Genomic DNA, 23,687 nt, shown 5'->3' with positions numbered 1-23,687 from the left:
TCACTCTTTACGCAAAAACGATGGAACGGATTCGTTGACTAACTTGACTTCATCGGCATTCATCCCAAATTTATACATCATCACCAGGTAAATACCCGAAAAAGCAACCATCTTGACGATCAGGTTGGTCCAGCCATGTCCCGGAATCCAATCGACGAGGTAACCGAGCGCCAAAATTACGACAAAAGTCGGGAACAACCGATGCTGCAACGCCTTAAAAAACCTAAAAATATCGAGGTGCATCACGCGTTGGTAGTAGAAATTCATGATGATTTGGCTCAAAATCCATCCGCCTGTAGAACCGATACACAACCCCAACAATCCAAAGTCTTTTACAAAAAAGGCACCTGCGATGGTTCCGATCAAGATCAACGAAATGTAGGTCAGGGCCTTGAACGAGAACTTACGCCGGGCCTCGAGCATCGAATTGGCGAAAGATTGCACGAGCGGCAAGGTATACGAGCACATGATGATGAGCGCAATCGGCCATGCCAGTTTGTAGGTTGGGCCTACCCAAAGAAGAACGAATTGCTGGCCGTACAAAAGAAATCCGCCCAGGATCATCAACAAAGTGAGCAACGAGAAACGTCCGATGCGGATCATCATCGAGGTCAGTTCTTCGGACGATGCTTCGAGCACCGTCATCTTGGTGGCACGCGGTAAGAATACGCCAGAGATGGCCGTAGAGAAAGCGCCATAATAGGTCCCGAGCATGATCCCGACGCCGTAGACGCCGATCAGCGTGGTCGAGATCCCGAGAAAACCAAGTACGATTTGGCCGCCCCGCCACTGGAATTGACCCACCATCGCAAAGATGAATATCCAAACCGAATACGAAAAAATTTCCCTGACCAAAGGCGACTGAAACTGATGCAAACGGAACCGCGCCTTGAGTTTGCCCAGGACATAATAGCCGTTGAGTCCAATCACAAGCAGGTTCATGACGGTATCGAGCACGACAATAGACACCGCATCGCCGCCCCAATACAGCAACGCGACCACCATAAGCGAACGCACCACATACTTGGCGATGTTGAGCGCACGCGGAAAAACGAAATGTTCATAGGCCGAACTAATGGCCGTAAAAGCACCGCCCGGCAACGTGATCGAAAGGTTGAAGATCAGGATACCGAACATCAGCTTGGCCTTGTGCATTTCTAGCGCCGTGAGGTTCGGGAACATCGATTCGAGGTTAAGATACAACGCCACGCCCGCCGCCACGATGGCCGCCGCTATGCCGCCATAGATGAGCATGGTGGTCGCCAAAAAGTTCTCTTCGGATGGGCGGTCCTGTTCGGCGCGGTATTTCGCGACAAAACGCACAATGGTGTTGCCGAGCCCCAAATCGAGAACGCTGATGTAGCCCACGAGCGATCCGATGAGCGTATACAAACCATACTCCGAATCGCCCAATTGACGGATCATGTAAGGCGTAAGCAACAACCCGATCCCGTTGGTCAGGATGATGGTGATGTAGGATAAAAAAGCGCCTTTCTTGAGTTGGCTCATCGTTTGTTTTTTCTAAAGAAACTAGTATTCGTAGATTTTTGTACCGCCGACGGTCACGATCTGGACGGCCTCGGCGTCTTTGATCTTCTCGAAACTAAGCACGATGTGTCTTTCGAGAAATGCGGGGCTCGTCTTGAAGGCATACCCGTAGCCCGCTTCTTTCAAGGCCGGATTGCGGTAATCATTGAGCACGTACAGGTAGTTCGTGGTCCCTTTGAGGTAAACGGTACTGCCTTCGGGATAATAGCGCGCCAGGTCGTCGGCGATGTCTTGTTGGGCGAATCCCTTTTCGGTATAGGTGGCCAGCCGCAACGCGAGAAATCCGGTGGCGACAACCAACGGCACGTGCAGCGCCCAAATATTAACCTCTTTGGTCTTCCAATTCATCGCAATGAGCAAGATGACGTACGGAAAAGCATTGAGGAAGTAGTGCTGGAAATGCTGGACGACTACGGGCAACAGCGCAACGACCGCGCCTACGACCAGGGCCAACTGCTTTTTGTCGCGAAAATCGGGCTTGAGCAATACGAGCGGCACGCACATCAGGAAAAATACTTTTCCCGCATTCAAGAATCCGAACAGGGTTTTGGTTTGGGCGATGTTGCGCTCGCCATAACCTTGCCCGGTAAGTTGCGAGACCAAATCGGCGAACGGAACCTGCTCGACGCCGCAATAGTACGCAACAAACAGCACCACGGGAACCAATCCGCCAAAGGCAAACCGGGCGAGCTTCCTAATGCGGTCGTCTTGGTAAAAAATCAGCAACGCAAACGGTACAAAATTGAGCAGCCCGTATTGTTTACAAAAAAACGTCAGCGCGAGCAAAAAGCCGGAAAACCAATACTTCCCATCGACCAATTGTTTGTAGGCGAGCAACATGAAAAGGATGCCGTATACTTCAAGGTTGATGTAACTGCCGTCTGAACTCAGGACACATATCGAAAAAAACAGACAAAGCATGATGGATTTTCGTTTGTCGAGCCCCATTTGCAGCACCAAACGGTACAACACCAGCACCGAAAGTGCAGTCACCAAATACTGAAAAAGCACCAGGAAAAAGTAGGGCGGCTGGCCCAGGGCTTTAAAGACAAGCGCGTTCGCATACATGGCCAGCGGGGTGTAGGACAACACGATGTCCTTGTAAGGCACCAAGCCATGACCCATATCGCGCGCCATCGACAAGTAGAAAGGCGCATCACCGCTCACCGGCGACAGCATCACGCCCGCGGCCAACAACAGCAAAAGGACGCATCCCCATACCAGCAGCACATTGGTGGTTATCCTCATGTGGTCATGCAATGGGTTATCTTTTGGATTTGCTCGTCTTCAAGATCGTAAAACAGCGGCAGACGAATCAAACAATCGCTGTAATGATCGGAATAATCCAGCGCCGCGCCGTAGTGCTTGTCTGCATAAAACGGGCTCTTGTGCAGGCTCAGGTAATGGAACACGCACCAAATCTCATTGGCTTTTAATTTTTCGATCAACGCCGTGCGCTGGTCCAGGTCTTTACAAACCAGGTAAAACATGTGTGCGTTGTTGGTCGCATAATTGGGCACATGCGGCAGCTGTACGGCATGGGCGCGTGCCCAGCTTTCGAGTTGGGTGTAGTATTGCTCCCAAATGTGTTTGCGCTTGGCCTGGATGGTATCGAGTTCCTCGAGTTGGGCCCACAAAAATGCGCTGATGATTTCTGACGGAAGAAACGAACTGCCCATATCGACCCAGCCGTATTTGTCTACCTCGCCGCGAAAAAACGACGAACGGTTGGTGCCTTTTTCCCAAATGATCTCGGCGCGGTTGGCAAATTGCAGGTCGTTGATGGCCAGCATCCCGCCTTCGCCCGAGATGATGTTCTTGGTTTCATGGAACGAAAAGGCCGCAAGGTGCCCAATCGATCCCAGCGCACGTTTGACGCCGTCTTTACCTGTATAAAAACTGTCGATGGCCTGCGCGGCATCTTCTACCACAAACAGGTTGTATTTGTCGGCCAAAGCCATGATCTGGTCCATATCGCATGCCGTTCCAGCGTAATGCACCGGAACGATCGCCTTGGTCTTGGGTGTGATCAAAGCTTCGATCTTGCTCGCGTCGAGGTTGGGATTGTCGGGTGCCGAATCGGCAAAAATAATCGTGGCCCCGCGCAACACAAACGCATTCGACGTACTCACGAACGTATACGACGGCATGATGACTTCGTCGCCAGGTTCGATGTTAATCAGCAGCGCGGCCATCTCGAGCGCATCGGTACACGAAGTGGTGAGCAGGCACTTTTTGAAACCGTATCTTTTCTCGAAAAAATCCTGGCACATCTTGGTATACTTGCCGTTGCCCGAAATCTTGCCGGTGCTCACGGCATCGTACATATAGTGCGTCTCCTTGCCTGTCAAATGGGGTTTGTTGAATGGAATCATCGTAGTAATCTGAATTTTGGTCTTGAGGACGTATTTTGCTTTCTATGTAAAACGGTAAAATAAACAATGCATCGGAATCGCCAAAGCAATCGCCGCGAAATGGAAGGTCCTGTCCATCAGCGCACGAATTTTTGAGGATTGCCCACGTAAAGCCCTGCTTGGTCGATGTTTTTGATCACGACACAGCCGCCGCCGATTTGCGTATGCGAAACAATCGAAATGTTGTCGATTACCGTCGAATTGATGCCCAAAATGCACTGCTCGCCCGTACGCACAAAACCCGCTACGGCCACGCGTGGCGACAAAAAGCAGTGTGGGCCGATAACGGTGTCGTGGGCCACCGTGCAAGCCACATTGAGTATGGTATTCTCGGAAATAACCGCATGCGCATCGATCACACAACCCGGATAAATCACGCAGCCATCGGCCACGGTAGCAGTCGGATCTGTCCAAACCGTCGAATGGACGATTTTGCCGAACGGAACTTTCCCGTTGAATTTTTCGAACAATTGCGCGCGTACTTTCAAGTGTTTGTAGCCAATGCCGATCAGGATTTCGTCGAACTGCCCCGCCGCAAATGCCGACGCGATGTCGTCGGATGTTCCCAAAACGGGAAACCCCGCTACGGATGGTTCGGTAGTGACATCGTCAAAAAAAACGACCGCTTGGTAGTGCCCGTCGGCCGTCGCGTAGTGCGCGATTTGCTGGCCCAAATGTCCCGAACCGATGATGGCAAGCGTCTTCATACGTTTTCATGCTGGTTGATGTTGACGAATTCCTTGACCGAAAACAACGGTCGGTTCTTGGCCTCTTTGTAAATCCTTCCGATGTACAACGACACAATACCCAAAAAGAACAACTGCAACCCGATGCCTACCACGATGACCGACACCAACGATGGCCAACCGGCCTGGAAATCGATGAAAAACCACTTGGCGATGGCAAGCCCGGCCAACGCGAGAATTCCTAAAATCACGAACAAAAATCCGAGACGGACTGCAAATTTGAGCGGCAATTCCGAAAAATCGAAAATCGCATCGAACGCAAGTTGCATTTTCCGCCGGAAATTGAACTTGGATACGCCGGCAAACCGCTCGCGCTGGTCGATCTCGAGCGTGGTGTAATGCATGCCTACCTTCATGAAAAGGCCTTCTACGAACCTATTGGTCTCTTTGTATTGCAACAAATTCTGCGCAAATTCCCTGGTAAACATACGCATGACGGCAATGCCTTTCGGGATTTCGAGCCCGGTGTATTTGTTGAGCGTTCCCCAAAAAACCTTCGAATAAAGGCGGTTGAGGAACTTGTCTTTTTTTTCCTTGCGGATGCCCCACACCAAATCGAAACCTTGTTCGATGGTTTCAAAAAATCGTGGGATCTCATGCGGCGGATCCTGCAAATCGGGATCCATGTACAAAATATAATCGCCGGTCGCATAGGTAAAGGCAGCCGTCGCGGCAAAAGCCTTCCCGTGGTTGTAGGACAGCACCACCATTTTGATGCGCGGGTTGGTTTTGGCTTGCTCTTTAAGGATGGCGACGGTTTGGTCCTTGCTGCCGTCGTCTACAAAAACGTATTCATAGTCTACGGGCAACGTATCGAGTACGGCCTTGGTTTCCTTCAAAAATTGCAGGATGACCTCTTGTTCGTAGTAGACCGGTACGGCCAAAGATATTTTTTTCCTCATAGCCACTTGTTTAGATCGGTTAAGGAATCGATACGATTTTGTTGTAGCGGGAAATGCCCGTCGCGGTCGATCAGCAATGTCTTCATACCAAGCTGCAGTGCGGGTTCAAGATCGAGTTTGATCGAATCGCCAACATAAATGATTTCGCTCGCCGGAATACCGATTTGTTGCAAAGCCTTGCCGTAAAAATCGAGCGACGGCTTGGCCACGCCCAGTTCTTCCGACACAAAAACATCTGAAAACTCGACATCAAAAAACGATTTCAGTTTCTCCTTGAGCGTCGAATTGAAATTAGAAATAATCCCCACCGGAACCTCGATTTGCTCCAGAAACGTCGTGTCGCCGAATTTCTCCCACGGCAAATACGAACAGCTGGCGAAAATCGCGTCGAGCATTTCATCGGTGGGCAAAATCCCCAACGAATACAACAGCTCGCGGTTAAAATGACGGTAAAAATCGGCATTGGTGCGGTCTGGGAAAAAAATCGCCTCCGACAGCAACTTGTGGTTTTTCTTGAGCGTTTGCGGATCGACCAAAAAACCATACTGCCGCAACACCTCCTCCATCTTTACATACAGCGAAGGTTTGTACAGCAACGTGCCCGCAACATCGAATAAAACGTATTTCATCAGTAAACGATATGTCCTTGTTGGTTATTGGTCAGTGTTTGTTCGTTTGTGGCGTTCGGATAAATCACGTCGTAAAGCAATCGGATGGCTATGCCGTCTATGGTGTGCACGGCGTCGGGTTGTTCGTCGAACAAATATTCCTGCAACGTGTATTTTACATCCTGGAAGCCCAGATTATGTCGTATCGAATTGGTACCCGATATGCGGCAATTGACCTCAAACGGAATAATGGTGCCGTTTGCATCGACTATACTCTGCAGGTTCAAACTCCCGCGCAGTCCGCCGGCGGCGATCATCTTCGACAAAATCGGCTCGAGCGCCGCGTCGAATTCGCGCACCACTTTTGATTTAGACGTCGCGCCGTTGCTCAGTTCGCGTTCCATCGTGAGCAGGCCGTGCAGGCTGCCGTCTTTTTTGACATAAAAAGCAGTGGTGATTTCGCGTCCTTTGTGCAGCGGTTGGATCATGCAATCGTCGCCAAATTGTGTCGGGTTGGCCGGATTGATCAAAATACCCCGTGAGCCCCTACCCTCGCGCGGCTTGAGGATGATATCGGTTTGCGAATGGTCGTAATCCTTGGGCAGCCATGATTTCGCGAACGGAATGCCGAGCGACTCATGGTATTGGTAGGTCAGGTATTTGTCGAGGTATTTTTGCGCGGTGTCGGCATCGCTGGCCACCACTACGGCGTCTATCTGGTCTTTGAATCGCGACAGATAGTAGATTTCGTAATCGGTGGTGGGAATCACCAAATCGACTTTTTCATCACGCACGATCTTGGCCATGGCCGGAATGAAAGCCGCGTCGTACGAATACGGCACCGCATAGGTCGCATCGCACAAATGGTTGCCGGCGGTAAAACCCGAAACATCGGTCCCTACGATGCGAATGTCGCGTCCCAGCGACCGTATGTTGCGCAAAACGCCCTGTCCCACATTGCCGCCCGTACCGGTAACTAGTACTGTTTTTTTCTCCATTCGATGTACGATTTGATGCCCGATTCAATGTTGGTTTCGGGATGCCAATTTAAGGTATTTTGTGTAAAGCTATTGTCATATTTTACCGAAATCGACGTATCGTCGTTTTGGTGAACGATTTGGGCATTTGTAGCCGATGCCACGATTTGCGCGATTTCGAGGTTGGTGAATTCCCAGTTCGACACGCCCAAGAAAATGGGTTGGTGCCACTGCCCTTTCTCGATTATCGTCTGGATGAGCGAAACGGCATCGTCGATGTGGAAATAATTTTGCTTGCGCGCGCCCGTCCCCCAAACCGTGATCGTTTGTTTTTCAAGGGCTTGCGTCACATAATTCGGGATAAGCGTGTTGGGTTTCATCCCGATACCGTACAACGATGACAGCCGGATGACCGCCGATTGCCTTTGTTGTAGCACCAAGTTTTCGGCATCGCGTTTCGATTGGGCGTAGTCGGTTTGCGGATTCGGCTGCGTATGCTCGGTAATTGTTTCACAGGCCGGGCCATAAACCGATGCCGTCGAAATGTAAAGATGTTTGGCGTTCGGGAACTGGTCGAGGATACGCTCAGTGGCCACAATGTTGCCGTCGTACAGCGTTTCCTTGTCGAGAACAGTCGTGCCCGAGGAAACGGCGGCGTGGCAGTGGACGATGACATCGGGCGCAATTTGATCAAGCCGATTGAAATCGACCACCGGAAAATCGACCTTCACGCCCGATGAACTGATCCCGAACACTTCAAAACGGCTGCCCAAGAACGTGGCCAAATGCCTGCCCAGGAAACCGCCTATTCCGCTGACCGCGACTTTCATTTTCTTTGTTTTTCGGCCTCGAACACCGCCTTCATTTCAGGCGTCCAGGTAAATTGGACATCGGTTGGGGTCATGGCGCAAGTACCTGCGGGTTTCCATGGCTTTTCCATTTGACGGTGTAAAAAATCGTGCTCCCAATGATCGGTGGTTTCAATTTCCTTGACGTAGATGGTGTAATTCGATTGGTGCAACCCATTCTCATGCGCAAAATAACGCAGGTAACGGCTGACCGCCTTTTCGTATTTCTCGGCCGATATCACCGGCGCGGCGGTACGGAAAGTATGGTTTACCCACATCGACCCGTTGGCGTAGCTGTGGGTGACCATGCCGTTGTCGTCGAGCAAAGGAACACGCTTTTGGTTGGTCTTGCACACGATCTTAAAAATATGGTTGTATCCGTCAAAGTGAATATTGTACATAAAAACCGGATGCGGCGTCAGGCCAAGGTACTTCTTGACCGGTGCGTGAACAATCCCATTGGCCTGGTTCAATGCCTTGCCCACAACGGTTTGGTTGATCTGCCGGTCGATTATCGGGCACACACTGATAAACAGCAACTGTACCGCCAACGCAAAAACCAACAGCCATTTCCAGAATTGCTTGGTCAGGTTGAGCTGGTTCCAGCCTTTGACCAAAAAGTCGTCGGTTTCAGACACAGGCTGCGCAAATTCGGGCATCAGGCAATTTTCGCTCGTGCATCGCTCGGTGAGTCGGTTGCCCGCCACATAACGGTACACGCGTTTGCCAAGGTGCGAAATGCCGGGAACAGCCAACAACAAAGCGATCGGATACGTGTATCCGAGGTGCTTGGTCAGTTCGATGTACGCATCATACCCTACCGATACTTTACCTTTTTGATCGACGCCGTGGATGTTGATCAGCAGCGTCTCTTCGTCGATGCCTTTGAGTGCAGGCTCGTTGGCGGCATAACCTTGCACCGTGATACAACGCACTTTGTTAAGCACGTCAAAATGCTTGATGATGACCACCACTTTGTTGCACAACGGACATTCGGCGTCGTAGTAAAAATCGAACGATTGTTTTTTGCTTTTGAACTTGTTGGAAATCCAAAGCCAAAATTCGTTGGGAACCATCAGAAAATACAACACCACCGCCGTCAGCGCAAACCACGGAATCGGATAAGCGATCAATATTCCCAAATGGAAAAAGATCCCCAAAAGCAAAAACGGCACCCTGAAGCGCTTGAACCAAAACAGGAAAATAAAGATGGTCTCAAAAAAGACCACGAGATAGCCCAGAAATTTCACGAGCCATTCCTGGTTGAGCACCAGGCTGGTATCGGTCCATACGACATGCGGCAAACTCGACGGCAGCCACATACCCAGCCCGTCCATCCACATGGGGCTGTCTACCTTGCGGAAAACCGAATCGAAATACACGAGTGCAATCCCCAAAAAAACCGGCGCGAGATAGTTGATTTCCAAAACCTTTCGGTCTACTTTGTAAGGTCTCCCGATGTTGGTGTACTTGACTTTTTCGATCAGGCTGTCGAGCGAGAACACGCGCGAAACCGGCATGAACATCATCAAAAAGTTGATCCCGACATAGGCGTAGAACACGTGGTACTCAAAATTGATCGCCGAGCTGAACACCACCACGGCAAAAAGGTAATTGACAATAGTGGTCACCCGGGTAAACAAGCCCAGGAACAACATCGCGATAATGACAAACCAAAAACCGAACAAATACCGTACGTCAAAGTCGCCTACGTAATTAAACGGCTCCGCATCGTATATCAAATTCCTGAACTTGAACAGCTGCAACACCTCACAGAACAGCACCGCGGCATAACACATGCGAAAAACCGACAACCCGATGGCATCGACTTTGGTGTCCCACAATTTTCGAAAGGCTTGCTTGATCATACTTTAGAATTTAACGGTTACTATGGTTCCGGCAATGATAAGGGCCAATCCGGCCAGCTTCCCGATGGTAAAAGTTTCGCCCAGAAAATAAATCCCAATGACAAAAACCAGCGCCGGGGCCAAGCTCATGAACGGATAGGCCTGCGTGATCTCGAACTTGGTCATGGCCGCCATCCAAAACAACGAAGCGACAAATGCCGAAGCGAATCCCGAAAAAATAAACGGATCAAAAAGCAACTTGACCAAGTACCAAACCTTATCGAGGTTCGATTCGGGCAATACGATTTGCAGGTTGCCGAGCCGCCACTTGAGGATGATTTGCCCGTAAACGGTAAAAACCAACGTTCCCAGTATGTACAGGTAGCCGCCCATCAATGGTATTGCTTTTCGTAATATTTTTGATAGTCGCCCGAGGTCACGCTGCGGAGCCATTCTTCATTGGCCAGGTACCAGTCGATGGTTCTCTCAAGTCCTTGCTCGAAAGTAACCGATGGTGCCCATCCGAGTTCCTTGTTGATTTTGCCCGCGTCGATCGCATAGCGCAAATCGTGTCCCGGACGGTCCTTGACGTGCGTGATGAGTTCGCGCGACGAGCCTTTTTCGCGACCGAGTTTTTCGTCCATCAAATCGCAAAGCAACCTGACCAAATCGATGTTTTGCCATTCGTTGAACCCACCGATGTTGTACGTTTCGCAACACGCGCCCTTGTGGAATACCAAGTCGATCGCGCGCGCGTGGTCTTCGACAAAAAGCCAATCGCGCGTGTATTTGCCGTCGCCGTATACCGGAAGCGGTTTGCGGTTGATGATGTTGTTGATGAACAGCGGGATCAATTTCTCGGGGAAATGATTCGGCCCGTAGTTGTTCGAACAATTCGTGATCACATACGGCAAATGATAGGTTTCACCGTAAGCGCGTACAAAGTGATCGGAGCTGGCTTTCGAAGCCGAGTAAGGCGAATTCGGATCATAAGGCGTTTCTTCGGTAAACAATCCGGTTTCGCCCAAGGTGCCGTATACCTCATCGGTAGAGATGTGGTAAAAACGTTTGCCTTCGAAATTGTCTTTCCAGATGCGGCGCGCGGCGTTCAATAAGTTCATCGTCCCGATTACATTGGTCTTGACAAACGCCAACGGATCGGTGATCGAACGGTCTACATGCGATTCGGCGGCCAAATGGATGACGCCGTCAAACTGGTGCTTGTCGAACAAATCATCGATGAACGCAGCATCTACGATGTCGCCCTTGACAAACGTATAATTGGGTGATTGGTCGATGTCGGCAATGTTTTCGAGATTGCCCGCATAGGTAAGTACATCGAGATTAAAAATCTGGTAGTTCGGGTATTCGGTCACAAAGCGTCGCACGACATGCGATCCGATGAATCCTGCGCCTCCCGTGATCAGTATTTTTTTCATGTTCTAGATTTTTGGCGTTATAAATTGCCGTCTACATTGGCGAGTACGCCTTTTACGTCGTACAAAATCGATTTTTCCTTTCGCAGTTTTTCGATGTCGAGCGACAAAAATTCGTTGTGCGCGACCCCCAAAACGATGGTGTCGAAAGTTTCGGCGGGTATTACATTGGTCGTGACAAGACCATACTCGTGCATGACCTCGGCCGGATTGGCCCACGGGTCATAAACGGTCACGTCGGTTTCATAATCCCGCAGCGCGCGAACCACGTCTACGATCTTGGTGTTGCGCACGTCGGGGCAATTTTCCTTGAACGTGAATCCGAGCAACAAAATCTTCGAACCGTTGACCTTGATGCTTTTCTTGATCATGAGTTTAACAACCTGCGATGCGACGTATTCGCCCATCGAGTCGTTGAGCCGTCGGCCCGCGAGAATAATCTCGGGATGGTAACCCGCCTCTTGCGCTTTTTGCGCCAAGTAATACGGATCGACGCCAATACAGTGGCCGCCCACCAGTCCGGGCTTGAACTTAAGGAAGTTCCATTTGGTGCCCGCGGCTTCGAGTACGGCATGCGTATCGATGCCCAAAATGTTGAATATTTTTGCCAATTCATTGACAAACGCAATGTTGATGTCGCGTTGCGAATTCTCGATGACCTTGGCCGCTTCGGCTACCTTGATCGATGGTGCGAGGTGTGTTCCGGCAATAATCACCGACTTGTACAGCGCATCTACTTTTTGCCCGATCTCGGGTGTAGAACCCGCGGTGATCTTGAGGATTTTCTCTACGGTATGCTCTTTGTCGCCAGGATTAATGCGTTCAGGAGAATATCCGACAAAGAAATCAACATTGAACTTTAAACCTGAAACTTTTTCGAGCACCGGCACACATTCGTCTTCGGTCACGCCCGGATAAACGGTCGACTCATACACGACAATGTCGCCTTTCTTGAGCACCTTGCCTACCGTTTCGCTCGACTTGTATAAAGGTGTCAAATCGGGGCGGTTGTTTTTGTCGACGGGTGTCGGAACCGTGACGATATAAAAATTGCAATCTTTAATGTCGTCAAGGTTGTGGCTGCAATACAATCCTTTCGTTCCATCGGCCGACGATTTGAGTACGGCCTGAAGGTCTTGGTCGCTCACTTCGAGCGTCGTATCGGTGCCCGATTGCAATTCGGCTATCCTTTTTTGGTTGATGTCAAATCCCGTAACCGGATACTGCGTCGCAAAAAGTCGCGCCAGCGGCAAGCCTACATACCCGAGTCCGATGATGGCAATTTTGGTGTCCATAAATTTTTGTTTGGGTTATGACCCGATCGATTGGTAAATGAATCCTATTTCGCGCAACTTGGCTTCGTCGAGCAAATTGCGTCCGTCAAAAACGAAGGCAGGTTTTTGCATGTTGTCGTAGATGCGCTGCCAGTCGTAGGCCGCAAATTCATCCCATTCGGTCATGATCGCGATCGCATGGGCATGGTGGCATGTCTCGTATGGATCTTCGAAAACCGTTACTTTTTTGCGGTTCTTCTCGACGTTTCTGGTTTTCAGATAATCCAAATCGGCATACACCTGATCGGCATCCACCTTTGGATCATAAACTGCAATGTTGGCCTGCTCGTTCACCAAATCGTCGGCAATATAAATCGCTGCCGATTCGCGCGTGTCGTTGGTGTCTTTTTTGAACGCCCAACCCAGGAATGCGATTTTCTTGTCGGCTACCGTATTGTACAAAGTCGAGACGATGTTGTTGCCGAACCTTCTTTTCTGGTGGTCGTTCATGATGATGACCTGCTCCCAATAATCGGCCACTTCCACCAGTCCGAAAGACTTGCAGATGTACACGAGGTTCAGGATGTCTTTCTGGAAACACGACCCTCCGAAGCCTACCGAAGCTTTCAAAAACTTAGGCCCGATACGGCTGTCCATACCAATGGCGCGTGCCACTTCGTTGACGTTGGCACCCGTTTTCTCGCACAATTCCGAGATGGCGTTGATCGACGAAACGCGTTGCGCCAAAAAGGCGTTCGCCGTCAGTTTAGACAATTCCGACGACCAGACGTTGGTGGTCAGGATTTTTTCGCGTGGCACCCAATGGGCATAAATATCGACAAGGGTTTGGATGGCCTTTTGCCCTTCTTCGCAGGTTTCTCCACCAATCAATACACGGTCCGGATGCAACAGGTCTTGTACGGCGGTTCCTTCGGCCAAAAATTCAGGGTTCGACAAAATTTGGAACTGCACGCCGTTTCCGGTATGGTTCAAGATGCTCTTGATGGCCTCGGCTGTACGTACGGGCAAGGTCGATTTCTCTACGACGATTTTATCGTCTTTGGCGATACGCGCGATTTGACGCGCGCAAAGTTCGATGTATTTGAGATCGGCCGCCATGCCTTTCCCCGAGCCATAGGTCTTGGTTGGCGTGTTGACCGAAATGAAGATCAACTGGGCTTCATGTATGGCCTTTTCGACTTCGGTAGAAAAAAACAAATTGCGTCCGCGCGCTTCACCCACGATCTCGCCCAAGCCGGGTTCATAGATCGGGATGTTGTTGATGTCCTTGTCGTTCCAGGCCGCAATGCGTTCGGCGTTCAAATCGACTACGGTTACTTCAATGTCGGGGCATTTCTGTGCGATGACGGCCATCGTAGGGCCTCCAACGTAACCTGCGCCAATACAACATATTTTGGTCACTTTCATGTTCGTGGTCTTATCGTTTTTTTGGGCTACCTGAGGTTGTTCCAATACCATTTTACTGCTTCTTTTAATCCTTGTTTTATTGAAAATTGTGGGTCGTAACCCAGCAATGTTTTTGCTTTTTCGATGCTGGCCAACGAATGTGGGATATCGCCTGCGCGGTTGGGTCCGTGAACGATGGGCACCTCGGCAATTGCGGCATCGAATTCCGACAAATATTCCTTGAGGTACGCCACGAGGTTGTTGAGCGTGTTACGGTCGCCAAAAGCCGTATTGTATACCGTATTGACTGCATCGGGATTGCGTGTGGCCAACGCCAGTGCGTTCATTTGGATGACGTTGTCGATGTAGGTAAAATCGCGCGAATAATTGCCATCGCCATTGATGACGGGACTTTCGTGCTTCATGAGCTGCATTACGAATTTCGGAATCACCGCGGCATAGGCACCGTTCGGGTCCTGCTTGCGTCCGAAGACGTTAAAATACCTGAGCCCGATGGTTTCCAGGCCATAGGTTTTGCTGAAAATATCGGCGTAAAGCTCGTTGACATACTTGGTGATGGCATAGGGCGACAAGGGCTTGCCTATCACATCCTCTACTTTCGGCAGACTTTCCGAATCGCCATAAGTAGACGAACTGGCTGCATACACAAAACGCTTGACTTTTGCATCGCGGCTTGCGATGAGCATGTTCAAAAATCCAGAAACGTTGACGTCGTTGCTCGTTATCGGGTCGTTGATCGACCGCGGCACCGAGCCTAACGCTGCCTGGTGCAGTACATAATCTGCGCCTTCGACGGCGTGCTGGCAATCGGCTAAATTTCGGATATCACCTTCAATCAGCGTAAACTTTGGGTCTTTAATGCATTCGGTCAAATTGTGGCGGTGACCCGTTGCAAAATTGTCGAGACAAACCACTTCGTGCCCTTGGTCGAGAAAGTACTCGCAAAGATTCGACCCGATGAATCCCGCACCACCTGTAATCAATATTTTAGACGGTATCCGCATTATTTTCGTTTGAGCTTTGCCATTAATTTTTGCCAAAATGTTTTAGGACGCTCCTCTTCATGGTAACCGCCCCCGTATGAACCTGCGCCCCCGTAACCATAACCATAGCCATAACCGTAACCATAGCCATAACCCGTTCCATACCTGGCCTTGCTTTCATAGCCATTGAATACAATGCTGATGTTGTTCAGTTCGCCGCGTTTCTGGTGGTTGTTGAGCAAATGTACCATGCTTTTCTTGGTGTAATTTTGGCGCATGACGTAAAGCGTTACATCGGCATACTCGGCCAATTCGATGGCATCCGAAACCATTCCCGCAGGAGGGGTATCCAAGATGATGTAATCGTAACGTGTCTTAAGTTCGCGCATCATCTCGCGCATGGCGTCGGAGATGATCAACTCCGATGGGTTAGGCGGAATAGGTCCCGAGGTAATCACATCGAGATGTGGAACTTTGGTAGGCTGGATAATTTCGTCGATGGTCTTTTGGCCAATCAGGTAGTTGACCACGCCGATGTCGTTCGAAATATCGAAATCGTCAAAAATCTTCGGTTTGCGCAAATCGAGCCCGACAATCACTGTCTTTTTCTCGCTCAAGGCAAAGACCGTAGCGATGTTGAGCGAGCAAAACGTCTTGCCTTCGCCCGAAATCGAAGAGGTGAGCATCAGCGTCCTGGAACCATCTATTGCCTGCTTCTTGTACAGAAACTGCAACGAGGATCGAATGGCCCGGAAAGACTCCGACAATGCCGACTTGGGCCGTTCGAAAACCGCCAGGTTGCTTCGCGTTGGTTTTATCCCGATCACGCCAATCAATGGAATCTTGGTGAGTTTTGTAATCTCGTCGGTACTCAAAATGGCATTCTCGACAAAGAAAATTGCAAAAATACACAACAGCGGAACGATCAACCCCAAAAAGAAAGCCAGGATATAATTGATACTCGTGTTGGGCCCTATCAAACCTGCCCCAATATCCTTGGCGGGATCGATAAAGTGGATGTCCGACAGGTTGGCCGCTTTGACAATTTCGGCCTCGGAACGTTTTTGCAGGAAGGTGTTGTAAATGTTGTCGCTAAGGTCGTGCTTGCGTAAGATTTTGAGGTATTCCTGTTTGTCTTCGGGCAACTTGCGGATCTGTCCTTCGATCTCGGCAATCTTGTTGTTCACCAAAGAGAGGTCGTACTGAAGCGATGTGCCGGCCGATGCGATGTTCTCTAGCAACACTTTCTTGACCGCTTCCATTTGGCTGTCGAACTCCCTAAAAATCTTCTCGCTCTTGACCGAATAAGCCAATTCCGATCGTTGCATCGAAAGCGAGATGAGCTTGGACACGTTCGAGACGATGTTTGGATCTTCGATCCCGGCTACAGTTGGCGCGGGTAATCGCGAATAGTCGACGCTGTTTCGCAAATAAGACTTAAGCGAGTTGTAGTAGGCGATTTTACGTAAGATCAAATCCCTTTGGGTATCGTGCTTGAGCAGTTCTCCCGTAATCGCCGTACCTCCTTGTTCGATTTCGACAATGTTATTGTTTCGGTTGAAGTTCTTGAGTTCGTTCCCTGTTTCCTTGAGTTGGTCTGCCATCGACACCAACGTCGAATCGATAAAGTCGATGGTATTGGTGGCAAATTGGTTCTTGCGATCGAGCTCTTTCTTGATCAACATGTCGACCGTCGAATTCAGGAAGTGGGACAAGCGCTTCTTGTTTGGTCCTTGCATCGACAAATTCAAAATGGATGCCGCCTTGGCATCAATTTCTACTTTAATGCCTTGGTAATGGGCTACCGTGGTGTCAAAATCATTGAACCTGACAAAATATTCGGCATTTTTGTACGTCCCTGGGTTTTCGTTGATCAACAATGTCCAATTCAAAAACGGCAGCGATACGGGTTGCCCGACCTTGAACTTTTGTGAAAAAACACCCGGCGCCACCGAAACTTTGCTTTTCGTATCGTCGGCATAATGCACAACGCTTACTTTTTCGCTCTCAAAATTGATGCTAACTTGGTATTCGGTTTCGCTTAGAAACTTAATATCTACCAAAGTTCCCTCTACTTGCCCTTTTTGTTTGTCAAGTATCAATTTGAACGGAACTTCCCCATAAACGTCCTTGTAGTTGTAGCGCGCTTTTTGCAGGTAATCTACATAAAACTCCAATTTGGAAACCACGGTTTCATTGTGCGATCGAGAACGGAGCGAAGTCGAAATACTTTGCACCTGGTCTGAGGTTCCGCCCCAGTTGAATACCAAACTGGTCGTAGAGGTAAAAAATGGATTGTTCTCTTCCTTGACGGCCACGGTCGTGTACAATTCGTAAATCTTTTGCTTTCGGATGTTCACTTGATAGGCAATGGTGAACGCCACAGCAAAACTGACCAGGAACCATTTCCAGTACCCGATTATTTTAATCAAAAAGCCTTTGAAGTCAAAATTACTGCTTCCGCCCTCGAAAAGTGAAAAGTCTTTGGTATCGATCATACTATCGGTTTAAAAGCAAAAGCGTCGTGGTGATTAAAGTAAGTACAGAAAGGATGGTCCCTAAAGATTCGATTCCTGTTCGCCCTGTTCCCCATGATTTTTGCGGTAGCGGCTTGACATAAATGTAGTCGTTAGAACGCAGGTAGTAGTACGGGGATTGCATCGCCTTTACATCGGTCAAATCGATGTCATGCATCTCGGTACCATGCGGAAACTGCCTGATCACCGTAACATGGTGCCTGTCGCCTGTTACAGTGATATCTCCAGCATTGGCGATGGCTTCAAGTATGGTTGCCGAATCGCGGTAAAGAATCTTCGAACCGGGCGCCGACACTTCTCCGTTGATGGTATACCGTAAACCCGAAAGTTTGACCGTCACAAAAATATTGGCCTCTTTGTTGAAATATTCCTCCAACAATTTGGCTTCTATTTTTTGTCGTACCTCATCTACTGTCATCCCAATAACACTGATTTCGTTCAGGATCGGCATCCGGATATTGCCATGGTCGTCTATCACATAACCATCAAAGTATAGCAGGGCCTCGTTTTGTCCCGATTGTGTCGCCTCTTTGGTTTTGAAAATAGCGACCAATTCGGGATCGATGGCCTTGATGGTAATCGTAAGGATGTCGTTGGGTTGCAAACGGTAAGGCTTGGCCACCACAGGGTTGATATTTTGGATGGTGTCGTTCTTGTCTTTCTTTTGCAGGTATACGAGGTCTTTGGTCGGTACGCAAGAAGCAGAGAAAAGCGCGACGACGGCCAATAAAATCAGTATAGTTTTGTTCATGCGCGGCACAAAATTTAGCAAACAAAGATAGTTTTTCATTTATAAATACAAAAAAGAACGCCGTTAAATTGATTTAATTGTTTTTGAGCGCGTTCTCGAACGGAATCCTTTGCAGAATCGAGCGCCCAAGCGTAACTTCGTCGGCATATTCGAGCTCGTCGCCTACGGCAATGCCGCGTGCGATGGTCGACACCGTGATGCCGCTTTCTTTGATTTGCTTGTAGATGAAAAAATTCGTCGTATCGCCCTCCATGGTTGAGCTCAGCGCAAAAATTAGCTCGCGGACGCTCCCCGATTTGACTTTATCTACAAGCGGCGCAATGGTCAGCTGGCTGGGCCCTATACCGTCGATTGGCGAAATCTTACCCCCCAAAACGTGGTATATGCCGCGAAACTGCCGCGTATTTTCGATGGCCATCACGTCGCGAACGTCCTCGACGACACAAACAACACCTTGGTCGCGCGAACCATTTGCGCAAATCTCGCAAACTTCGGTGTCTGAAATGTTATGGCAACTTTTACAAAACCTGATGTTTTCGCGCATACCCACAAGCGCTTCGGCCAGGAAAGACGTTTGTTGCGCAGGTTGCCGCAACAGGTGCAATACCAGCCTGAGCGCCGTCCGCTTTCCAATACCGGGCAATTGGGCCATTTCGTGCACGGCTTTTTCGAGTAGTTTCGACGAGAATTCCATGGTGCAAAGGTAGGTAAAAGAGTCGTAAAGTCTTAAAGTCATAAAGTCGTAAAGTCTTAAGGCCGTCTACCCCGTTGCTCCCATCCAACCTCAAAAATTCCTCCACTCATAACATTGTTACTAACTACCTTACTCGAAAACCAACAAACCAACATTTTTTGCTATTTTGTCGGTCAAAATTAACGCCATGACCGCGACCGCCATACTCACGCTTATCGTCATCTACTTCAGCATCTTGTTCGTGATCTCGCATGTCACGAGCAAGAAGAATTCAGACAACGACGCTTTTTTCAAGGCCAACAAAAATGCCAAATGGTATTTGGTGGCCTTTGGGATGATCGGGACGGCCTTGTCGGGCGTGACGTTTATTTCGGTGCCGGGACAGGTGGGTTCGCCCGAGGTGCAGTTCAAATACTTCCAGTTTGTACTCGGGAACGCCATCGGTTTTATTTTGATCGCCAAGGGTTTGCTGCCGCTGTATTACCGCATGAACCTTACCTCGATTTACGGCTACATCGAACAACGGCTCGGACACGTGTCCTACAAAACAGCGGCTACTATTTTCCTGATCAGCCGTACCATCGGGTCGGCGGCGCGTTTGTACCTGGTCGTGTTGGTGTTGCAACGCTATGTATTCGACGAATTTGGGGTGCCGTTTTGGGCGACGGTGTTCGGGTCGCTTGCGCTTATTTTTGCCTACACTTACCGCGGCGGGCTCAAGACCATCATTATCACCGATACGTTGCAGACGTTGTTCCTGGTATCGTCGGTTGTTTTCACGATTTTCTTTATCTGCAACAGCCTCGATTACAGCCTTCCGCAGGCGTTCGAAGCCGTCAAGGAAAGTAACTATTCGAAGATTTTCTTTTACGAAGATTGGCTCAAGGGCAACTATTGGATCAAACAAATCCTGGGCGGGATTTTCGTCACAATAGCCATGGTGGGGCTCGATCAGGACCTGATGCAAAAAAACCTGAGTTGCAAAAACATCGGCGAGGCGCAAAAAAACATGTTTACGTTTACGGGCATTTTTGTGGTGATCAACCTGTTTTTCCTGAGCGTGGGCGCGTTGCTTTACCTGTACGCCGAAAACCACGGCATCGCAATCCCGATGGTAGACGGCAAGCCCCGAACCGATTTGCTGTTTCCCGAAATCGCGTTCAACCACCTGAGTTTGATTCCAGCCATCGTGTTCTTGCTCGGGCTCACGGCCGCGACTTTTGCCACCACCGATTCGGCGCTTACCGCACTCACGACTTCGTTCTGCGTAGACTTCCTCGGGATGGACAAGGCCGAAAACCAAGGAAAAAATTCGGTCCGTACGCGACATGCCGTGCACATTGGATTTTCGGCGCTGATGTTTGTCGTGATCCTGATCATTTACCTGCTCAACTCCGATTCGGTCGTGGCCATGATCTTTAAGATTGCCGCGTATACCTATGGGCCGCTGCTCGGGCTCTACGGGTTTGGATTGTTTGTCAAGACCAAGACGGTCAAGGAACGCTGGGTGCCATTGGTGTGCATCTTGGCTCCTGCCCTTACTTTTGCGATCAGTTCGTATTCCAGCACATGGTTTGGCGACTATCAATTTGCCGAGGAGCTGATCATCGTGAACGGTGCGCTCACGTTCTTTGGATTGTGGCTCATCAGCAAACCCGCCGACCGGGAAACGCGATTCTAGTTATTTCAATTTTTTATTGTTATTACTTATTGTTATTTTTTATTCCTTCTTTGGTAGCTTTTGTAGCACGGGACGCAATAAATAATAACAATAAAAAATAATCAATAATTACCGACGGCCAGCATCACCAACGTACAGGCCACTTCCATCCCGATGTTGTTCGCGCGCAAGAGCTGATACAATTCTGGGTTTTCGGTACCCGGATTAAAGACGACGCGGTTGGGTTTGAGCGACAGGATGTAGTCGTAATACGCCTTTTGGTTTTGCGGATTCAGGTAAAGTGTCACCGTATCGATGTCCTGGAACGGAACGGCTTCTTTGTGGATCTTGACGCCAAAAACTTCGGTTTCCTTATGCCCGACGGCTTCTACCGGATGGCCGTAAGTGGTGAGCCTGTTGATGGCCATGTACGAATAACGCGCCGGATTGGCCGATGCGCCCAGGACGAGGGTTTTCTTTTTCATATCGCAGATGTTCCCCTAAAATTACTACCTTTAGGCTGAAAGTTTCTTAATTTCGTCGTAAAAAATGTTCGCGAAAACATAATCTGCGCATGACGTTAAGTTGACTTGCGGTTCGAACCCCAAACCTAATTTTGCACAAAAACCATGGAACTTTTCATCTACTTGTTTGCCGCATTGTTTTCTGTCCTGAACCCCATTGGCACCGTACCGATATTTGTAGGCCTTACGCAGGACGACTCCAAAAAGGAACGCTCGCGCATTTCGCTCTGGACGGCCATCAATGTGGCGATCATTTTGCTGATTTCGTTTTTTGTAGGGCAGTATGTACTCGCATTTTTTGGCATCAGCATCGACGCGTTGCGCATCGCGGGCGGGATGATCATCGTGGGATCGGGGTTCTCTTTGCTGTCTGGTAAATTCAAAAAGACGCGCGGCATCAACAAATCGGTCGAAACCGAAATCCAAAACCGCAACGACATCGCGCTCACGCCCTTGGCGATGCCCATGCTGGCGGGCCCGGGCTCCATTTCACTGTTGATTGCCTTTTACCAGGAACACCACACAACACAAGAAATCATCTGGTCTTGTGCGGCCATCCTGACCGTCGCGTTGGTGATTTTTGTCATTCTGCGCAGCTCGCACTACCTCGCCAAGATATTGGGCGGGTCGGGCATCGTGGCCATCTCGCGCATTGTTGGGTTCATCGTCATCGCCATTGGCGTTCAGTATATTGTGAGCGCCATCGTCAGCATCATCAAAGGCAATTTGATGTAATCAATTCACAACAGGATAAACGTGATGTCATCGTCTCCCTGACGGATGGTACCCACCAGCTCTTTGTTGAACGATTTGCGAATGGCCGCGAGCAACCGAGGTCGAATGGTTTGCGTCGGCTTTTCGACATTCAACTTGACATAGACCAACTTGTTGCGCATGGCCTGCGTGATGGCCTCTTTATGGGGCAGATGAAATGCCGCGGAATGGTACTCCGTATCGGAATTGGCCAACCGTTGCATAAAATGATTGAGTTCGTCGTGAAACGGAATCTCGAATTCGCATTTCAACTCTATGAAAGAATGCGGCGTCATTTTTAGGTATATTTGGGATGATAAATATACGATTTGCGAATGTAACAGCCTAACAATATTCGCATTTTTTACCACAAGATTTCCACAACCTGTTCAAATCAAAAAAGCCCCTCTTCCCAAACGGGCCGAGGGGCTTTCGCTCAAAACAAAAATAAACGAAACATTAACTGGGTAAACCCAATTATTTCGGTTTATTGCAAGACGATCTTACGCGTCGCAGTGTAGTCGCCCGATTGGAATTTCAGGACATAAACACCGTTGTTCAATTGACCCAAATCGATCGATTGGTTAAAGAAACCGGTAGCCGATTCGAGGGTTTGCTCGAATACTTTCGCGCCTGTGATGCTGTAAACACTTACTGTATTTTGTGCACCGGCAGTCGCCAAGTCGTATACAATGTTGATTTTCTTGTCTACTGTTGGATTCGGATACACACCAAATGCATTGTTATTGCCGAAAGTCTCGGTAGCCAACAAGCTGGTCACGTCTTGATGGTTAAACGTGATATTACCGGTGCTGCTTCCTGCAAACGAATTGAAAGCCAAGCGGTATACTGTATTGTTCGGCAATTTCACATAGAACGCCTTGTCTGTAGCGATTGAATACGTAAAAGTGGCTTGGTTAAAAGTCTTCCAGTCGTAACCGATTTGGTTGATGTCTTCAACATAAGTCAGCCCGCCGCCGAGCAGTGGATCTGGCATACCAGCAGGTTCGATGTTCTCGGCCACCTGTACGTTCGGCGCGTGGAAAACACCGGTCACGTCTTGCCAGAAAGACCCGTCACCAAAATAGTCGGTTTTGTATTTGGTGAAAGTGATGTCCCAGTCGGTAGTGGCAGGCTCGGCAACTACAGCCGTAGCATTCTCGAGCGAGTAGTAGTTGAAACGGTTGGTCGGGTTGGTCGCGTTAGGCAATACCACTTGCTGGTCTGCGCCCCAAGCCGATCCGTCCCATGTGGCGTAAGTAAACGTATAACCACCAAAGAAGTCGTCGATCTTGAACTTGCGGAAGGTACCGTTGGCATATTTCAACACAAAAACCACAGCGCCGGTAACGTGGTGGTTGCCCGGGTTGTATTCGCCCCAGCCGTAAGTAGCCGAACCTTGGTCGAATGCACCCAAATCCCACTGCGTTTCGCTGTTGTACAGACGTGTCCAGTTTGCGATTTGTGTCACATCGATGGTAGCCCAATCGGCAATGTTCGAAGAAGCATCATACACTTCGATGTTTCTAGCGTCGTTGATACGCGTGCCGAAAGCAAATGCGCTGGTACGCAAGAAAGCCACATCCCAAGAAGCGTGCGGGTATTCGTTGTTGGCTTGGGTCGGCAATTTGTAGTATACCTGGTTGGCATAACCAGAACCCATAGAGATCGATGCATTGACGACCTGCGCCTGCGCCGTAAATCCGGTCAAAATGGCCGTTAACAAAAGTAATCCTCTTTTCATGGTGGTAAGTATT

22 protein-coding genes are annotated in these 23,687 nt (G+C 49.4%); 2 read left to right on the top strand and 20 right to left on the bottom strand.

Annotation, left to right across the window (positions count from 1 at the left end; genetic code table 11):
- From BLP55_RS06290 to recR, 17 genes are all read right to left on the bottom strand, one after another.
- Nucleotides 1–1,509, bottom strand: a complete 1,509-nt coding sequence (locus BLP55_RS06290) for a lipopolysaccharide biosynthesis protein (protein ID WP_091141483.1) — start codon at nt 1,507–1,509, stop codon at nt 1–3.
- A 21-nt stretch (nt 1,510–1,530) separates the two neighbouring features.
- Entirely contained in the window at nt 1,531–2,796 is a 1,266-nt protein-coding gene (locus BLP55_RS06285) for a glycosyltransferase family protein (RefSeq protein ID WP_091141482.1), read from the bottom strand.
- On the bottom strand, nt 2,793–3,923 hold the full coding sequence (gene rffA, locus BLP55_RS06280) for a dTDP-4-amino-4,6-dideoxygalactose transaminase (RefSeq protein WP_091141481.1): 1,131 nt from the start codon (nt 3,921–3,923) through the stop codon (nt 2,793–2,795). The genes BLP55_RS06285 and rffA overlap by 4 nt, the downstream gene beginning before the upstream one ends.
- 116 nt (nt 3,924–4,039) lie before the next feature.
- Nucleotides 4,040–4,669 carry an acetyltransferase gene (locus BLP55_RS06275; protein WP_091141480.1) on the bottom strand — a complete coding sequence of 210 codons (630 nt, stop codon included), beginning with the start codon at nt 4,667–4,669 and terminating at the stop codon, nt 4,040–4,042.
- Nucleotides 4,666–5,610, bottom strand: coding sequence for a glycosyltransferase family 2 protein (locus BLP55_RS06270; RefSeq protein ID WP_091141479.1), 945 nt, complete (start codon nt 5,608–5,610; stop codon nt 4,666–4,668). Before BLP55_RS06270 ends, BLP55_RS06275 begins: the two co-directional genes overlap by 4 nt.
- Entirely contained in the window at nt 5,607–6,239 is a 633-nt protein-coding gene (locus tag BLP55_RS06265) for an HAD family hydrolase (protein ID WP_091141478.1), read from the bottom strand. Before BLP55_RS06265 ends, BLP55_RS06270 begins: the two co-directional genes overlap by 4 nt.
- Nucleotides 6,239–7,216 carry an ATP-grasp domain-containing protein gene (locus BLP55_RS06260; RefSeq protein WP_091141477.1) on the bottom strand — a complete coding sequence of 326 codons (978 nt, stop codon included), beginning with the start codon at nt 7,214–7,216 and terminating at the stop codon, nt 6,239–6,241. Before BLP55_RS06260 ends, BLP55_RS06265 begins: the two co-directional genes overlap by 1 nt.
- A complete protein-coding gene (locus tag BLP55_RS06255) occupies nt 7,195–8,025 on the bottom strand; it encodes an NAD-dependent epimerase/dehydratase family protein (RefSeq protein WP_091141476.1) in 831 nt (276 codons plus the stop codon). The genes BLP55_RS06260 and BLP55_RS06255 overlap by 22 nt, the downstream gene beginning before the upstream one ends.
- The gene (locus BLP55_RS06250) at nt 8,022–9,911 is read right to left on the bottom strand and encodes a DCC1-like thiol-disulfide oxidoreductase family protein (RefSeq protein WP_091141475.1); all 1,890 of its coding nucleotides are present in this window, start codon (nt 9,909–9,911) and stop codon (nt 8,022–8,024) included. The genes BLP55_RS06255 and BLP55_RS06250 overlap by 4 nt, the downstream gene beginning before the upstream one ends.
- Nucleotides 9,912–9,914: 3 nt before the next feature.
- Nucleotides 9,915–10,283 (bottom strand): EamA family transporter, encoded by a 369-nt coding sequence (locus tag BLP55_RS06245; protein ID WP_091141474.1) that lies wholly within the window; start codon nt 10,281–10,283, stop codon nt 9,915–9,917.
- On the bottom strand, nt 10,283–11,329 hold the full coding sequence (gene rfbB, locus BLP55_RS06240) for a dTDP-glucose 4,6-dehydratase (protein ID WP_091141473.1): 1,047 nt from the start codon (nt 11,327–11,329) through the stop codon (nt 10,283–10,285). Before rfbB ends, BLP55_RS06245 begins: the two co-directional genes overlap by 1 nt.
- A 17-nt stretch (nt 11,330–11,346) precedes the next feature.
- Complete coding sequence (locus tag BLP55_RS06235) at nt 11,347–12,621, bottom strand: nucleotide sugar dehydrogenase (RefSeq protein ID WP_091141472.1); 1,275 nt, start codon at nt 12,619–12,621, stop codon at nt 11,347–11,349.
- A gap of 15 nt (nt 12,622–12,636) precedes the next feature.
- Nucleotides 12,637–14,028 carry a UDP-glucose 6-dehydrogenase gene (locus tag BLP55_RS06230; protein ID WP_091141603.1) on the bottom strand — a complete coding sequence of 464 codons (1,392 nt, stop codon included), beginning with the start codon at nt 14,026–14,028 and terminating at the stop codon, nt 12,637–12,639.
- A 26-nt stretch (nt 14,029–14,054) separates the two neighbouring features.
- Complete coding sequence (locus tag BLP55_RS06225; protein WP_091141471.1) at nt 14,055–15,032, bottom strand: SDR family oxidoreductase; 978 nt, start codon at nt 15,030–15,032, stop codon at nt 14,055–14,057.
- Nucleotides 15,032–17,509 carry an exopolysaccharide transport family protein gene (locus tag BLP55_RS06220; RefSeq protein ID WP_091141470.1) on the bottom strand — a complete coding sequence of 826 codons (2,478 nt, stop codon included), beginning with the start codon at nt 17,507–17,509 and terminating at the stop codon, nt 15,032–15,034. The genes BLP55_RS06225 and BLP55_RS06220 overlap by 1 nt, the downstream gene beginning before the upstream one ends.
- A 1-nt stretch (nt 17,510) precedes the next feature.
- A complete protein-coding gene (locus BLP55_RS06215; RefSeq protein ID WP_091141602.1) occupies nt 17,511–18,299 on the bottom strand; it encodes a polysaccharide biosynthesis/export family protein in 789 nt (262 codons plus the stop codon).
- A gap of 73 nt (nt 18,300–18,372) precedes the next feature.
- On the bottom strand, nt 18,373–18,993 hold the full coding sequence (recR, locus tag BLP55_RS06210) for a recombination mediator RecR (RefSeq protein ID WP_091141469.1): 621 nt from the start codon (nt 18,991–18,993) through the stop codon (nt 18,373–18,375).
- Nucleotides 18,994–19,180: 187 nt separating this feature from the next.
- Between recR and BLP55_RS06205 the strand changes: the two genes are divergently transcribed.
- Nucleotides 19,181–20,674 (top strand): sodium:solute symporter, encoded by a 1,494-nt coding sequence (locus BLP55_RS06205; RefSeq protein WP_091141601.1) that lies wholly within the window; start codon nt 19,181–19,183, stop codon nt 20,672–20,674.
- Nucleotides 20,675–20,775: 101 nt separating this feature from the next.
- Here the strand turns inward: BLP55_RS06205 and BLP55_RS06200 are convergent, their stop codons facing one another.
- Nucleotides 20,776–21,138, bottom strand: a complete 363-nt coding sequence (locus BLP55_RS06200) for a CoA-binding protein (protein ID WP_091141468.1) — start codon at nt 21,136–21,138, stop codon at nt 20,776–20,778.
- A gap of 144 nt (nt 21,139–21,282) precedes the next feature.
- On the opposite strand from BLP55_RS06200, the gene BLP55_RS06195 reads away from it, so the two are divergent.
- Entirely contained in the window at nt 21,283–21,912 is a 630-nt protein-coding gene (locus BLP55_RS06195; protein ID WP_091141467.1) for a MarC family NAAT transporter, read from the top strand.
- A gap of 5 nt (nt 21,913–21,917) precedes the next feature.
- Here the strand turns inward: BLP55_RS06195 and BLP55_RS06190 are convergent, their stop codons facing one another.
- Together BLP55_RS06190 and BLP55_RS06185 are read right to left on the bottom strand one after the other, a co-directional pair.
- Complete coding sequence (locus BLP55_RS06190) at nt 21,918–22,226, bottom strand: hypothetical protein (RefSeq protein WP_091141466.1); 309 nt, start codon at nt 22,224–22,226, stop codon at nt 21,918–21,920.
- Between the two features lie 191 nt (nt 22,227–22,417).
- On the bottom strand, nt 22,418–23,674 hold the full coding sequence (locus tag BLP55_RS06185) for a T9SS type A sorting domain-containing protein (RefSeq protein ID WP_091141465.1): 1,257 nt from the start codon (nt 23,672–23,674) through the stop codon (nt 22,418–22,420).
- Nucleotides 23,675–23,687: the final 13 nt, after the last annotated feature.

Origin of the sequence: Flavobacterium caeni (assembly GCF_900101895.1) — a bacterium.
GTDB lineage: Bacteria > Bacteroidota > Bacteroidia > Flavobacteriales > Flavobacteriaceae > Flavobacterium > Flavobacterium caeni.
The sequence above is the reverse complement of the archived record's forward strand: the minus strand, read 5'-3'. Positions and strand labels throughout refer to the sequence as shown.